General features: G+C 65.2%; 15 protein-coding genes and 1 tRNA gene. 5 read left to right on the top strand and 11 right to left on the bottom strand.

Translation table 11 applies throughout. The annotated features are described in order from the left end of the window. Window positions 1–116 precede the first annotated feature (116 nt). From VNN77_17045 to mpl, 3 genes are all read left to right on the top strand, one after another. Window positions 117–1025 (top strand): LD-carboxypeptidase, encoded by a 909-nt coding sequence (locus VNN77_17045; protein ID HXG53105.1) that lies wholly within the window; start codon window positions 117–119, stop codon window positions 1023–1025. 70 nt (window positions 1026–1095) lie between these two features. After that, the gene (locus VNN77_17040) at window positions 1096–2223 is read left to right on the top strand and encodes a serine hydrolase domain-containing protein (GenBank protein ID HXG53104.1); all 1128 of its coding nucleotides are present in this window, start codon (window positions 1096–1098) and stop codon (window positions 2221–2223) included. Further along, window positions 2220–3713, top strand: coding sequence for a UDP-N-acetylmuramate:L-alanyl-gamma-D-glutamyl-meso-diaminopimelate ligase (gene mpl, locus VNN77_17035; protein HXG53103.1), 1494 nt, complete (start codon window positions 2220–2222; stop codon window positions 3711–3713). Before VNN77_17040 ends, mpl begins: the two co-directional genes overlap by 4 nt. On the opposite strand, the gene VNN77_17030 is transcribed toward mpl, so the two are convergent. From VNN77_17030 to VNN77_17010, 5 genes are all read right to left on the bottom strand, one after another. After that, window positions 3702–3932: a PP0621 family protein gene (locus VNN77_17030; protein HXG53102.1), complete on the bottom strand. Its 231-nt coding sequence runs from the start codon at window positions 3930–3932 to the stop codon at window positions 3702–3704. The genes mpl and VNN77_17030 overlap by 12 nt on opposite strands. A 64-nt stretch (window positions 3933–3996) precedes the next feature. Beyond that, on the bottom strand, window positions 3997–4500 hold the full coding sequence (folK, locus tag VNN77_17025; protein HXG53101.1) for a 2-amino-4-hydroxy-6-hydroxymethyldihydropteridine diphosphokinase: 504 nt from the start codon (window positions 4498–4500) through the stop codon (window positions 3997–3999). Window positions 4501–4520: 20 nt separating this feature from the next. After that, window positions 4521–5687 (bottom strand): LL-diaminopimelate aminotransferase, encoded by a 1167-nt coding sequence (locus VNN77_17020; protein HXG53100.1) that lies wholly within the window; start codon window positions 5685–5687, stop codon window positions 4521–4523. Between the two features lie 161 nt (window positions 5688–5848). Then, window positions 5849–6301 carry a DUF4124 domain-containing protein gene (locus VNN77_17015; protein HXG53099.1) on the bottom strand — a complete coding sequence of 151 codons (453 nt, stop codon included), beginning with the start codon at window positions 6299–6301 and terminating at the stop codon, window positions 5849–5851. Between the two features lie 30 nt (window positions 6302–6331). Next, window positions 6332–6994 carry a hypothetical protein gene (locus tag VNN77_17010; protein HXG53098.1) on the bottom strand — a complete coding sequence of 221 codons (663 nt, stop codon included), beginning with the start codon at window positions 6992–6994 and terminating at the stop codon, window positions 6332–6334. A 303-nt stretch (window positions 6995–7297) separates the two neighbouring features. Here VNN77_17010 and rmuC point away from each other — a divergent pair, with 303 nt between their 5' ends. Next, window positions 7298–8683: a DNA recombination protein RmuC gene (rmuC, locus tag VNN77_17005; protein HXG53097.1), complete on the top strand. Its 1386-nt coding sequence runs from the start codon at window positions 7298–7300 to the stop codon at window positions 8681–8683. Between the two features lie 212 nt (window positions 8684–8895). Here the strand turns inward: rmuC and VNN77_17000 are convergent. After that, a tRNA-Met gene (locus tag VNN77_17000) sits at window positions 8896–8972 on the bottom strand. A 53-nt stretch (window positions 8973–9025) separates the two neighbouring features. Here VNN77_17000 and VNN77_16995 point away from each other — a divergent pair. Beyond that, window positions 9026–9451 carry an NUDIX hydrolase gene (locus VNN77_16995; protein ID HXG53096.1) on the top strand — a complete coding sequence of 142 codons (426 nt, stop codon included), beginning with the start codon at window positions 9026–9028 and terminating at the stop codon, window positions 9449–9451. A 17-nt stretch (window positions 9452–9468) separates the two neighbouring features. Here the strand turns inward: VNN77_16995 and VNN77_16990 are convergent, their stop codons facing one another. The 5 genes from VNN77_16990 to VNN77_16970 all read right to left on the bottom strand — a co-directional run bounded on the left by VNN77_16990 (window position 9469) and on the right by VNN77_16970 (window position 13285). Next, window positions 9469–10665: a pyridoxal phosphate-dependent aminotransferase gene (locus tag VNN77_16990; GenBank protein HXG53095.1), complete on the bottom strand. Its 1197-nt coding sequence runs from the start codon at window positions 10663–10665 to the stop codon at window positions 9469–9471. Then, window positions 10662–11168 carry a pantetheine-phosphate adenylyltransferase gene (gene coaD, locus VNN77_16985; protein HXG53094.1) on the bottom strand — a complete coding sequence of 169 codons (507 nt, stop codon included), beginning with the start codon at window positions 11166–11168 and terminating at the stop codon, window positions 10662–10664. Before coaD ends, VNN77_16990 begins: the two co-directional genes overlap by 4 nt. A 12-nt stretch (window positions 11169–11180) precedes the next feature. Then, window positions 11181–11756: a 16S rRNA (guanine(966)-N(2))-methyltransferase RsmD gene (rsmD, locus tag VNN77_16980; protein HXG53093.1), complete on the bottom strand. Its 576-nt coding sequence runs from the start codon at window positions 11754–11756 to the stop codon at window positions 11181–11183. Window positions 11757–11775: 19 nt separating this feature from the next. Continuing rightward, window positions 11776–12810 carry a zinc-binding dehydrogenase gene (locus tag VNN77_16975; protein ID HXG53092.1) on the bottom strand — a complete coding sequence of 345 codons (1035 nt, stop codon included), beginning with the start codon at window positions 12808–12810 and terminating at the stop codon, window positions 11776–11778. Between the two features lie 112 nt (window positions 12811–12922). Beyond that, window positions 12923–13285 (bottom strand): iron-sulfur cluster assembly accessory protein, encoded by a 363-nt coding sequence (locus VNN77_16970; GenBank protein HXG53091.1) that lies wholly within the window; start codon window positions 13283–13285, stop codon window positions 12923–12925. Between the last annotated feature and the right edge of the window lie 57 nt (window positions 13286–13342).

Genomic DNA, 13342 nt, shown 5'->3' with positions numbered 1-13342 from the left:
TTTCTGCAAAAATTCGAATTCCATGAAAACCGCCTGCAGGAAAGCTTTGTTGAAATATCCACAGGGGGCTGCCGTGCGGGCTTCGAGAAGTCCGTGGCGCCCTGTGGACAGCGCCCATGGCTGTGAATAAGCCGCCGCGGCTCGTTCCCGGAGACCGCATCGGGGTGGTTGCGCCGGCGGGATGCGTCGATCCGGATGCGCTGGCGGCCGGGGTGGAAGCGTTGCGCCGGGAAGGCTTCGAGGTGGAGGTCTCGCCCCGGGCAGGGGAAAAAAAAGGCTATCTGGCGGGCGATGGGCGGAGCCGGGCGGAGGAATTGTTGTCCTACTTCGGGCGCGGCGATATTGCGGCGATCTTCTGCGCCCGGGGCGGCTTCGGGTCGATTCAGCTCCTGCCGTACCTCGAGAGGGCGGCTGCGCCGGCACCGAAAATCTTCGCTGGCTACAGCGACGTGACGATCCTGCTCAACTGGCTCACCGAGCGCTGGGGCATGGTCACTTTTCACGGTCCGATGGTTGCCATGGACCTGGCGAACGGGCTGAGCGCCCGGAGCCGCGATTTCTTCTGGGGCGTCCTGAGGGGCGACACATCTTCGTGGAAGATCCGATTGGGCGAGGTCGTTCGGCGCGGAAAGGCGCGGGCGGAGTTGATGGGAGGCTGCCTCTCGTTGCTGGTAACGACGCTGGGGACTCCCTACGAAATAGAAACTGCGGGAAAGCTGCTTTTTCTGGAAGATGTGGGGGAGAAGCCCTATCGGGTCGAGCGCATGCTAACGCACCTGAAGATGGCCGGGAAGCTGGATCGGCCGGCCGGGGTCGTCTTCGGGAGCTTTACCGGCTGCGACGGGGAGGGGGAGCGGCAGATTCCGCAGATCGTCGGCGAGTTGTTCCGCGACGCGCCCTATCCGGTGGTCATGGGACTGGAGGCCGGACACGGAAAGGAAAATCTCACGCTTCCGTTCGGTATCCCGATGCTCCTTGACGCCGAAACCGCTTCCCTCTCCATGCTGGAAGCCCCCGTGTGTTGAGCGCTGGCGGCGGGAAAAGCAGGCGTGCGCGTATGCAAGACGAAACATCGCTGGAAAGCGCAACGGTCAAGTGAGCTTCGATTCCGTCGAGGCGGCGTTTCAAGAAGCCGTCGAGCAAGGCGTGTTCCCCGGAGCGGTGGTTCTGGTGGGCCGGGAGGATGAGGTCGTCTACCAGCAGGCCTTCGGTTTTCGCTCCCTCGTCCCCGAGCGGACACCGATGCGTATCCATACTATTTTCGACCTCGCCTCGCTCACCAAGCCGCTCGCGACCACGCTGGCGGTCATGCTTTTGGTCAAGGAAAGAAAGGTCCGCCTCGACGACCGCGTAACGCGCTTTTTCCCGACCTTCGGGGTTTTCGGCAAGCACACGGTAAGCGTGCGCCAGCTGCTCAGCCACACCTCCGGCCTGGCGGCGTGGAAGCCGTATTACGAGGAGATCGTAAAGGCGGAAAGGGCCGGAAGGATCCATTTCGTCGCAAGCCGCGGGGCCAAGAGCTACGTCCTGGAGCAGATCCATCGTGACAGGCCGGTGAGCGTTCCGGGCACCCAGTCGCTGTACAGCGATCTCGGCTTCATGGTTCTCGGCCAGCTCGTCGAGGAGCTGACGGGAGCGACGCTGGACCGCTTCTGCCAGGAGCAGATCTTCAGGCCGCTGGAGCTGCGTTCCACCTCCTTCGTCGACCTGACGCAGCTCAGAACGCGGCGGCTCGAGCCCGTGGTGGAAATGATCGCGCCTACGGAAAACTGCCCGTGGAGGAAAAAGATCCTCTGCGGCGAGGTCCACGACGACAACGCGTACGCCATGGGAGGAGTTGCGGGCCACGCCGGCCTGTTCTCGTCGGCGCAGGACATTCACCGGCTCGTCTCCCGGTTGAGCCGCTGCTACCGCGGCGAGGACAACTTTCTGCCGGCTCCCCTGCTCAGGGAGTTCCTCACCCGCGACGGCACGGTGCACGACTCCAGCTACGCGCTCGGGTGGGATACGCCGTCCGGGACGCAGTCCGCGGCGGGAAGCCTGTTTTCGCCAAGGTCAGTGGGCCATCTCGGCTTTACCGGGACGTCGCTGTGGTGGGACCTCGACAAAAACTGCCACGTCATCCTGCTCAGCAACCGCATTCATCCCACGCGCAAGAACGAAAGGATCCGCGATTTTCGACCTCGCATTCACGACCTCATCATGAAGGCGTTGTTCCCATGAGCACCGCCGGGCCGAAGTACGCCGGCGCCGCCGGGCCGTCGGGTCCGAGCTTCGCGGTCGAAGGTGATCCATCGATGTTCGACGCTCCTCCCAAGGGCAGCCATATCCATCTCATCGCCGTCTGCGGCGTCGGCATGGCCTCGCTCGCGGGCCTTCTGCAGGCGGAGGGCTATCGGGTAACCGGCTCGGACCAGAACGTCTATCCGCCGATGAGCACCTATCTGGCCGGGGTCGGTATCGAGGTGCTCCCGGGTTTTTGCGCAGAGCACCTCGTCCCGAAGCCCGACCTCGTGGTCGTCGGGAACGCGGTCTCGCGCGACAATCCGGAAGCGCAGGCGCTCCTGAGCGCGGGGATTCCTTATCTGTCGTTTCCCCAGGCGCTCGGAACCTTCCTCATAGGCGACCGTGAGTCGCTGGTGGTCACCGGAACACACGGCAAGACGACGACGACTGCGCTCGCCGCATGGGCCTTGACCCGGGCGGGATTCGATCCGGGTTTTTTCGTGGGGGGCATGCCGCTCAACTTCGGCAGCGGCTGGAGCCGGGGCGCGGGACGGCACGTCGTGCTGGAAGGAGACGAGTACGACAGCGCGTTTTTCGACAAGGGTCCGAAGTTCCTCCACTACCGGCCGCGGCACGTCATCTTGACGAGCGTGGAGTTCGACCACGCCGACATCTACCGGGACCTGGATCATTTGAAGAGCGCTTTCGCCCGGCTCGTCGACCTGATCCCCGCCGACGGTACGCTGGTGGTCTCCGGCGACTACCCCGCGGCGCTCGACGTCGCCGGGGGCGCGCGCTGCCGGGTGATCACGTACGGCGACGGCGCGGAGTGGAGCGCGGCCGAGATCGAGGCGCGCGAGGGGAGAAGCAGCTTCGTTCCGGTTTGGCGCGGCAGGCGGGAGGGGCGCGTGGAGCTCGGCATGATCGGACGGCACAACGTACAGAACGCGCTGGCAGTCTACGCGGTGGGGAGAACCCTGGGCCTCGGCCATCGGACGCTTGCCGAAGGGTTCGCCGGCTTCCGCGGCGTCAAGCGGCGCCAGGAGCTTCGTGGGGCGGCGCGCGGCGTGCGGCTGATCGACGACTTCGCGCACCATCCGACGGCCGTGCGCGAGACGATCGAGGCGGTTCGAGCGGCGTATCCCGGCGCCAGGCTTTGGGCGGTTTTCGAGCCGCGGAGCAACACCAGCCGTCGACGCGTCTTCGAGCGGGAGTTCGCCGCCGCGCTCGGGCTCGCCGACCGCGTGGTGCTCGCGGCGGTGCATCAGCCGGAGAAGATCCCCGAGGGCGAGCGGCTTTCGGTCGGTAACGTGGTGGCGGCGATCAACGACCGCTGTGGGGAGGATCGCGCCGTCGCGCTCGCGGGCGCCGACGCGATCGCGGCTCACGTCGCGGCCAACGCCGCGGCCGGCGACATCGTGCTGGTCATGTCGAACGGCGGCTTCGACGGCGTGCAGGACAAGATCCTGGCGCGGCTAGCCGCTTAGGAAGCGCCGGGCGCATTCTTCGCTGCAAAAGTAGTTCCCGTTCCGCCAGAGTGCCTCCGACTTGGGCACGTAGGCGTGGCACTGCGGGTCGAGAACCATTTCTTCGCCTTTCCCGCCGAGGGAGTCGCCGCGCTTGTCGCGTGCACCGCGCAGGTAGGCCCGCGCCATCCTCAGGCAGACGTAGAGCAACAGCAGAAAAAGCAGCAGGCGCAGGAACAAGGCAAGCGCTCCTCTTTCCGCCGGCCCGGGCCCGGCGGGGCCGGCGGGACCGGGCCTGGCCCGTTCAGGAGTGGTACAGCGTCACCTTCTTGTCGTCCTTTACGTTGATGAGCAGCTCGGAGATGGTGACGCCGAGCTCGGGATGAATCACCTGCGGCGCGATCTCGCTCAACGGCACCAGCACGAACCGCCGGTTGGCCATTTCGGGATGGGGGATCCGCAGGTTCTTCTTCTTCACGATCAGCGCGTCGTACAGCAGGATGTCGAGATCGATGATGCGCGCCCCCCAGCGCTTCTTCACCTTCTTGCGCCCCATGGCGCGCTCGATGTTCTTGAACTTCTGCAACAGCACGTCGGGTTTGAACCGCGTCTCGATCTCGATCGCGCCGTTGACGTACCATTCGCGCGAGTCGCCGTGCGGCTCGCTCTCATAGAGAGACGACTCCTTGACGATCTTGGTGTCGGGGAGCCTGCTCACGCGCCTCAACGCTTCCAAGAAGTTCTCCTTCTTGTTGCCGACGTTCGAACCAACCCCGATGTAGACCTGATGGGCCAGAGCGCTCGCCATAGCGCGCCCGCGGAGACTCCCTACAGTTTGACCAGCCGGATTCTCTCCGCGACCTCCTTCAATCGTTCTTTGTCGACGCACAGCGTGAAGCGGACGTAGCCTTCCCCGGCGGCGCCGAAGCCGTTTCCCGGCGTGGTCACCACCCCGGCCTCGTCGAGGAGCTTGGCGGTGAAGGCGGCCGATGAAAAACCCTTGGGGACAGCAACCCAGACATAAAAGGTCGCCCGGGGCTTCTCGCATTCGAGACCGACGCCCCGCAACGCGTCCACGAGGATGTCACGGCGCTCCTGGTAGATGCGGCGGGACGGCTCGACGATCGAGTCTCCAAGGCGCAGCGCCTCGATGGCGGCCTCCTGAACGGCCTGGAAAACGCCCGAGTCGAGATTGGACTTCGCCTGCGCCAGCCCGCCGACCAGCTCCGCGTTCCCGACGGCCATCCCGATGCGCCAGCCGGTCATGCTGAAGGTTTTCGACAACGAATGGAACTCGATACCGACCTCTTTGGCTCCCTCCAGCTCGAGAAAGCTCATCGGCCGGTAGCCATCGTACCCCATCTCGGTGTAGGCGGCGTCGTGACAGACGATTACGTTGTGGCGCCGAGCGAAGTCGACCACGCGCTGGAAAAAATCGCGCTCCGCGACTGCCGCGGTGGGGTTGTTGGGATAGTTGATCCACAGCAGCTTGGCCCTGGCCGCCACGTCCGCCGGGATGGCGTCGAGATCGGGCAGAAAATGGTTTTCCTTCGTCAACGGCAGAAAGTAGTTCTTGCCGCCGTTGAACGCCGTGCCGATATGGTAGACGGGATAGCAGGGGCTCGCGACCAGGACGACGTCACCCGGATCGACGAAGGCAACCGCCATGTTGCCGATTCCCTCCTTGGAGCCGATCAGCGAGACGACCTCGGTGGCGGGGTCCAGCTTGACCCCGAAGCGGCGAAAATACCAGTCGGCTACCGCAGCGCGAAATTCCGGCATGCCCGAGCTGTTCGGATAACGATGGTGGACGGGATTGAGCACGGCCTCCCGCAGCTTCTCGACGACCGGCGACGGCGTGGGAATATCGGGGTCTCCGATCCCGAGATCTATAAGATCCGCGCCGCGCGCCAGCGCCTCGCGTTTTCGCCGATCGATCTCCGCGAAAAGGTACGGAGGTAAGTCATTGATACGTTTAGCTTTTTTTATCACGATGCCCAATTTTTGTGCGCCTCCCCGAAGTCCGACTGTATTTACCTGTTTTTCTCTGCTTTGACAATGGGTCTGTTTAGCTGAAGGCGAACCGGCGGCGGCCGGGCGACCGTCGCGTTCGCGGGCGCGTGCGGACAAACAGGGCCAGCGCGCTTGCCGGTTGATTACTTCGGCTGGATATACTGGCGCGAGCCCCCGTTGAACACGCTTGGGTGAATATAGCGGCGGTCAAAAAAATTCGGCCGAAACCCGCAGTCGCCCCGGCAACGGTGGGGCCGCTTTCGAGCCCCGGAGTTGACGACGATGATCGTCGTTTCGCCGGGGGCGTAGTTGACGATCACCGGCTCGGGAACCCTTGGCTCTTCGGGAGTTGCAACGGGAATCCTCTCGGGCTCGAAAACAGGGATCTCCTCTGGCGCCCGATCCGCTTTCGGCTCCTCCATGGTGCGTATTCGCAGCGCCGCGGACCGCCGAATCTCCCGCGGAACCGAGGTCAGGTCGTCGGTAAAATGAACGACGCCACCGGCGTCCGTCCACTGATAGATTTCCGCCGCTCCGGCGGCAACGGGCGCCGAAAAGAGGCTCATGAGAACCCATGCAGCAGTTTTGCCGGCCATCTTTCCCTCCTCCGGCCCTCCCGGCCTGGCTTATCGCGGAGTCTTCTTGTCTTCCCGAGATTCGGTTCGGCTCAGCATGCCGTTCTGAAATATCAGGATGGAACCGTCGGGATAGAACCACTGTTCCTCCTGCGAACGGTTCGGCGCCTTGATCTTGACCACACGGCCGGGCTCGCCGACGACCTTGCGCACCTCACCCGTCGTCATTCCTACGACCGGCTTGCGCGCGATCGCCGCCTCCTTGACGGCTTTCGACCACGGCTGCGCCTGGATCCAGGCCAGGCGCCGCTCTTCCTCCTCGGCGGCTTCGGCCGCCTTCTTTTTCCGATCAGCCAGCGGGTCCAGGGTCACGATCGTCGCGTTGAATTCTTCCAAGAACTGCTCAACGCTCAGGTAACCTTCCTTCCCCGAGGCGAAAAGCGCACGGAAATAAGGCTTTTTTGCAGCTCGGCCGACAAGTTCCTTGATCTCGAACGACTCGTTTTCCGCCGGCTGGAAAGTGGCCGCACGGGCGTCGGGCGCGGCGAGAAATCGCGGCGTGCGGCCGTTCACTGAAACGATCCAGTAAGTTCTGCCGACCCGGCTTTCGAGCGCATCGAGCTGCTTGGCGGTGTAGTGGTGCGAGGCGCCCGCGGGCCGGCAAAGCGCGAGCAGGGCTCCGAGCAGCAAGACCGTCCTGGTTCCAACACCCATGGCGAAATTCTATAGAAAACCAGATGCCAAACCAAGCCGAGCCTCCGACCGACTTCGGTGCCCGGGTTCCTTTCGGACCTGGAGACGGGGCACTTTCCCGCGGCTGGGAGGAGTCGATAGCAATCAATCATTCGATATACACGTTTGACGGATCGATACCGTCGCCGTTACGATAGAGGACCAGGTATCTTGCGGTTTCAGGTTGGGGGGCGAGCGGGACGTCCCGCAGACTGATTGCCGGGTTGCGATCCGGACACCCGGAAGGGCTTTGACGGGAGCGAGAAGAGAAGGCGCCTGCACGGAATGAGCGAGCTTGTTTTCGTCTCGTTAGGGTTGCTGGCAGGGGGAGCGATCGCTTGGTTCTGGGCGAGCGCTCGAGCCCGGGGCGCGTTTGCGCGGCACGCGGCAGAGCTGGAGGGTCGCGCTCGCGCAGCGGAGGGCCTCAGGGACGAGTTGCGCGAGCAGATCGAGCGGAGGGAGAGCGAGCTGTCGAGCCTTCGTTCGGCTCTGGACGAAGAACGCCGAGCTCGAACCGAGGCGCAAACCCGTCTGGAGGCTGCGCTTGAGAACTTGCAGGAGCAGAAGAAACTCTTGGACGAGGCGGCAGCAAAGCTCACCGATACGTTCAAAGGGCTCAGTGCGGACGCCTTGAGAAGCAACAACCAGGCTTTTCTCGATCTCGCCAGGCAGACGCTGGAGGTCGTTGTCGAGGAGACCAGAGGGGATATCGGCAAGCGCCAGGAAGCCATCGACGCCTTGATCAAGCCGCTCCAGGAGACGCTAAAGCGCTACGAGGAGCAAATCCAGGCCATGGAGCAAAGCCGTCGGCAGGCGTACGGGAGTCTCGAGGAGCAGCTCAGGGCGCTGGGCACCACCCAGCAGCAGCTCCAGCGGGAGACGGGGAACCTGGTCACGGCGCTGCGGACACCCCAGGTTCGCGGACGTTGGGGCGAGATGACCCTCCACCGCGTGGTCGAGCTGGCCGGCATGTCGGAGCACTGCGACTACGTGGAGCAGACAACCGTCGACTCCCAGACCGGCCGCCTTCGTCCCGATATGGTCATTCACCTCCCGGCGGATCGCGAGATCGTCGTGGACGCCAAGGTTTCCCTCGACGCCTACCTGGATGCGCTGTCCGCGCCGACCGAGGAGGAGCGTAACGCGGCAATGGCGCGTCACGCCAGACAGGTCCGCGCCCATATGGACCGGCTGGCGGGGAAGTCGTACTGGGACCAGTTTCCAAAAGCGCCGGAATTCGTGGTGATGTTCATCCCCGGGGAGTCCTTCTTTGCGGCGGCGGCGGACTGCGACCGGTCTCTGATCGAAGACGGGATGGCCAGACAGGTGGTGCTCGCCACTCCCACGACCCTCATCGCCCTCCTGCGGGCCGTCGCCTACGGCTGGCGGCAGGAGCAGATCGCACGGAACGCCAGGGCGATCAGCGACCTCGGCAAGCAGCTCTACGAGCGCCTCAAGACGCTGGCGGACCATTTCGGCGACGTCGGCAAGTCCCTGGAAAAGGCGATCACCTCGTACAACAGAGCCGTGGGTTCGATGGAATCACGGGTCTTTCCGGCCGCCCGCCGCTTCAAGGAGCTGGGAGCCGCAACTGGCGACGAAATCCCCGTCGTCGAAACGGTCGACCAGGACCCGCGCGCGCTTACGCTCCCCGACCCGAGCGAACGATAACTTTGGTGCCGCCCGGTGCAACCGCCACGACGGACGGCTGGACGATGGCGGCCGGCGAGGGCGGGAAGATTGCACGACTCACTGGAAGTGACGCGGGTGGGGCCTTGCCGCAGCGGCTTCACCGCCGCCGCCAGACGGCCCGAGATATCCCGAACAGGACGCAGGCCGAGCGTTAATGAATGCTTCGTACCTGCGACCTGAACGGAAAGGGTTGGTTGCGGGGCCGGGATTTGAACCCGGGACCTCAAGGTTATGAGCCTTGCGAGCTACCAGACTGCTCCACCCCGCGGCAGGCCTTCTTTGTACCTTGCGCTCCGTCCGGAGTCAAGGTAGGGATGGTCCATGAGCAACGCGCCGAAGACGCCGCTCTTGACCGTCGACGTGATCATCGAGGTCGGCGGGGGCGGCATCGTGCTGATCGAGCGGAAAAACCCTCCTTACGGGTGGGCGCTGCCGGGCGGCTTCGTGGAGTACGGCGAAACCGTCGAGAGCGCGGCGCTTCGCGAGGCCCGGGAGGAAACCTCCCTCGATGTCTCACTCGTCGAGCAGTTCCACACGTACTCCGATCCGTCGCGCGACCCGCGCCACCATACCGTTTCGACCGTGTTCATCGCGACAGCGGAGGGAACGCCGCGCGCCGCCGACGACGCCAAAGCCGCCGGAGTTTTCACCGAGGACACCCTGCCGGCGCCAGTGATCTTCGACCATCCGCGCATCCTGCGCGATTATTTCGAGTACAAGAAGACCGGGCGGCGGCCCAAACCGTAAAACGCCGGGGCCGCAACTCAGAGCAGCCTGGCGAGCGCCGCAGCGATACGGGCGCAGCCCTTCTCGATGTCGGCAATCGAAGTCGCGTACGAAATCCGCACGTGCTCGCGCGAGCCGAAGTCCTCGCCCGGGACCAACGCCACCCTCGCTTCTTCCAGGAGATAGTCGGCGATGTCGCACGGCGAGTCGAGGATCTTGCCGCGCGCCGGTTTCCCCAGAAACGCCGCGACGTTCGGAAAGACGTAAAAGGCTCCCGCGGGCTTGTGGCAGCGCAGGCCCGGAATCCGGCCGAGCGCGGCGACGATGGCGTCGCGCCGCTTGTGGAACTCCGCGACCATCGCCGCCACCTCGTCCTGGGGACCGGCGATCGCTTCGAGGGCCGCAGCCTGGGCGATCGAGGTCGGGTTCGAGGTGCTCTGGCTCTGGATCTTGGCCGCCGCGCCGATCACGCCCTCGGGGCCGAGCGCGTACCCGATGCGCCAGCCCGTCATCGCGTAGGTTTTCGAGACGCCGTTGACGATGACGGTGCGGTCGCGGAGCGAGGGAAAGAGCGCCACCAGATTGTGGACCGCAAATCCCTCATAGACGATCTTTTCGTAGATGTCGTCGGTGATCACGAGACAGCCGTGCCGCTCGAGAATGGCGCCGAGGGCGAGCAGCTCGTCGCGGCTGTAGGTCGCGCCCGTCGGGTTGCACGGGCTGTTGAGAACGAAGACGCGCGCCTTCGGTCCGAGCGCGGCCTCGAGCTGGCCGGGCGTGATGTGAAAGCCGGTCTCCTCGGTCGTGGGAATGAGCTTCGGTATCCCCCCGGCCAGCACCGCCATGTCGGAATAGCTTACCCAATAGGGCGAAGGGATCACCACCTCGTCGCCCGGGTCGATCGTCGCCTGCAAGACATTGTAAAGCGAGTGCTTGGCGCCGCAGCTCACGAGCACCTCTTCCTTGCGGTACTCCAGTCCGTACTCGCGCCGGTACTTGACGGCGATTGCTTCGCGCAGCGGCTCGATCCCCTTCACGTCGGTGTACTTGGTCATGCCCTTGCGCAGCGCTTCGACGGCGGCTTGCTTGACGCGCTCCGGGGTGTCGAAGTCGGGCTCACCCGCGGAGAAGTTGACGATGTCGACGCCCTCCGCGCGCAGCTTCTGGGCCTTGGCGGCGATGGCCAGAGTGACAGACGGCTTGATCCAGCGGGTTCGTTCGGCGAGCCGGTTCATGGCGCTCCTCGGCGGCCCAGCTTTTCCTTGAGCTTGCGCAGTACGTTGGGCGGGACCAGCCCCGAAACGTCGCCTCCCAGACCGACCACCTCCTTGACGAGACGCGAGCTGATGTAGAACTCCGACTCGCCCGTCATCATGAAGAAGGTTTCCAGCTGCGGCTTCAGCCGGTGGTTCATCATCGCCATCTGGAACTCGTACTCGAAATCGGAGACCGCTCGCAGCCCGCGGATGATCACCTTGGCGCCCTTGCGCTCCGCGTAGTCGACCAGAAGCCCCTGGAAGGAGTCCGCCGAGACCCGGTCGTCGAGCCCGGCGAAAACCTCGCGGATCATTTCGAGCCGTTCCGCCACGGAAAAGAGCGACGTTTCCTTGTCGGGATTCGTGGCGATGGCCACGACCACCCGGTCAAAGACCCGCAGCGTGCGCTTGACGAGATCGACGTGGCCGTTGGTGATCGGATCGAACGACCCGGGATAAATCGCGACATTGTTCTGCGCCATGTTCGGAAACCCTCACCGCGTCACTTCGTTTCGGGATCGCGGCCTGAAAAACGAAAGCACCGTATCGCCGTAGCGCCGGCGGTCCGCGAGCGCGAGCGCGCCGTAAGCCTCCTCCACCTTTTCGCGGACGCTGTGCTCCGCGATTACCACACCCGACGGCCGGAGCAACTCCGCCCGCCCGATACGCTCGAGCGTGCCGTGCGCCAGCCCGCGGTCGTACGGCGGGTCGAGAAAAATGATGTCGAAGCGCTCGCCGGCACGCTCCAGGGCGCGCAGCGCCTGCGAGGCCTCGGCGACCCGCACTCGGGCCCGCGGCGCGAGCCCGAGCTGCCGCAGGTTGTTCCGGATCGCCTCCGCCGAACGCTCGGACGCGTCGACGAGCAAGGCCCGCTCGGCGCCACGGCTCAGGGCTTCGATCGCGACGCTGCCGGTCCCGGCGAACAGCTCCAGAACGCTCAGGCCCGAGAGGTCGTGCGGCAGGATATTGAAGAGCGCCTCTTTGACTCTCGCGGCCGTAGGGCGCACGGCCTCGCCCCTGGGGACCTTCAGGCGCCGCCCGCGCGCCTGGCCGCCTGTCACTCGCATCATGGTCGTCCCGCAGCCCGGCTCAGTGAACCACGGTCAAGACGATCTTCCCCCAAAGGTCGCCTGCTTCCAGACGGCTTCGGGCCCGCGCGGCCTCCTTCAACGCGTAGCGTTCCGCGATCGGCGGCCTCGCACCGGTGGCTTCGAGGAAGGCGAGGGCTCGGCAGAAGTCCCCCCGGCTCCCGAGCGCCGACCCGCTGACGGTCAAGTGGTTCCAGAAGACGCGGCGGAGATCGGTCCGGGGGCTCGGTTCGGCCGCTCCGCAGGTGACCAGGCGGCCACCCTTGGCGAGGGAAGCGAGGCTCCGGCGCCAGCTCTCGCCGCCGGCGCAGTCGACGGCGACGTCGACGCCCCGTTTTCCGGTGAGCTCGCGCACCACGGCGGGGACGTCGCCGGCTTCCTCGTCGATGGCGTGCTCGGCGCCGGCCTCTTCGGCGTGGCGCCGCACCGCGGGGCTCCGCGACGCAACGAAGACGCGTGCGCCGAGATGACGCGCAAGCTGCACTGCGGCGGCGGCGAGACCGCCGTCAACCGCGGCGACGAGAACCGATTCTCCCGGCTTCAAGCCCGCATCGGCGACCAGCATGCGCCAAGCCGTCGCGTAGGCGAGCGGCAGCGCGGCACCCTCCTCGAAGGAAAGGCCCTGGGGCAGCCGGAAGCAGTTTCGCGCGGGCGCTCTCACGTACTCGGCGAAGGTGCCGTTCTCGTCGCGCCCGAGCATGTGCAGGCCGGGGCAGAGATGCTCGCGCTCGGCGGCACAAAACTCGCAGCAGCCGCAGCCGCTGGCGGGATAGAGACAGACCGGGTCGCCCACGCGGATCCCGCCGGCCCGGGGCCCGGTTGCAACCACGATCCCCGCGCCGTCCGCGCCAGGTATCAGGGGTAAGGTGACGCCGGGTCCGAAGGCTCCGCGGCAAACTCGAAGATCGAAGGGATTGAGCGAAGCGGCGCGCAACCGGACGACGACGTCTTCCTCCGACCTGACCTCCGGGTCCGGCGCGCGCTCGTAGCGCAACCGGCCGGCGTCACCGTATTCGTGAATTCGGACCGCGTTCAAGAAAAAACTCCGGGAAGCTTCATGGTCGTAGCAGGATCGTTTCGTGGAGTCAAAGGTTTCTCGTCCGGAGCGCGCAAGCGGACGAACGTTCCCGTGACCGTGGCGGGAGGCTTTACGTGGCGAACGACGTGCCGCAGCCGCAGGTGGCCGTTGCGTTGGGGTTGCTGAACTTGAACCCGCCGCCGTAAAGGCCTCCGACGAAGTCGATCACGGTGCCCTGGAGGTACGGAGCGCTTTTCGCGTCGATGAAGATCTTGAGACCGCCGGCGTCGAGCACGACGTCCTGCGGCGCCGGTTCTTTGTCGAAACTCAAATGGTAGGACATCCCGGAGCAGCCCCCGTCGCGCACGGCCACGCGCAGGCCGCAATCTTCCATGCGGTCGCGCGCCATGATGCTCTTGACCTGCCGGATAGCCTCCTCGGTCAGGCTCAGTCGCGCGGTGACAGTCGTGTCTTGCAGGGGCTTCTCTGGCATCGCGATTCTCCGTCGAACAGTCCCTAGCGTAGCCGAGAGCGCGGCGAGGAGTCAAGC

This window comes from Candidatus Zixiibacteriota bacterium (genome assembly GCA_035574315.1).
GTDB lineage: Bacteria > Desulfobacterota > Binatia > UBA9968 > UBA9968 > DATLYW01.
This window is presented reverse-complemented; position numbering and strand designations above follow the sequence as displayed.

What these genes read in the sequence shown, in the direction of transcription:
- coaD (HXG53094.1), bottom strand. Translation starts at nt 11,168, where the DNA reads ATGGCGCAGAACAATGTCGCGATTTATCCCGGGTCGTTCGATCCGATC.
- VNN77_16990 (HXG53095.1), bottom strand. Translation starts at nt 10,665, where the DNA reads ATGAACCGGCTCGCCGAACGAACCCGCTGGATCAAGCCGTCTGTCACT.
- VNN77_17015 (HXG53099.1), bottom strand. Translation starts at nt 6,301, where the DNA reads ATGGCCGGCAAAACTGCTGCATGGGTTCTCATGAGCCTCTTTTCGGCG.
- VNN77_16995 (HXG53096.1), top strand. Translation starts at nt 9,026, where the DNA reads ATGAGCAACGCGCCGAAGACGCCGCTCTTGACCGTCGACGTGATCATC.
- rmuC (HXG53097.1), top strand. Translation starts at nt 7,298, where the DNA reads ATGAGCGAGCTTGTTTTCGTCTCGTTAGGGTTGCTGGCAGGGGGAGCG.
- mpl (HXG53103.1), top strand. Translation starts at nt 2,220, where the DNA reads ATGAGCACCGCCGGGCCGAAGTACGCCGGCGCCGCCGGGCCGTCGGGT.
- VNN77_16970 (HXG53091.1), bottom strand. Translation starts at nt 13,285, where the DNA reads ATGCCAGAGAAGCCCCTGCAAGACACGACTGTCACCGCGCGACTGAGC.
- folK (HXG53101.1), bottom strand. Translation starts at nt 4,500, where the DNA reads ATGGCGAGCGCTCTGGCCCATCAGGTCTACATCGGGGTTGGTTCGAAC.
- VNN77_17045 (HXG53105.1), top strand. Translation starts at nt 117, where the DNA reads ATGGCTGTGAATAAGCCGCCGCGGCTCGTTCCCGGAGACCGCATCGGG.
- VNN77_17010 (HXG53098.1), bottom strand. Translation starts at nt 6,994, where the DNA reads ATGGGTGTTGGAACCAGGACGGTCTTGCTGCTCGGAGCCCTGCTCGCG.
- rsmD (HXG53093.1), bottom strand. Translation starts at nt 11,756, where the DNA reads ATGATGCGAGTGACAGGCGGCCAGGCGCGCGGGCGGCGCCTGAAGGTC.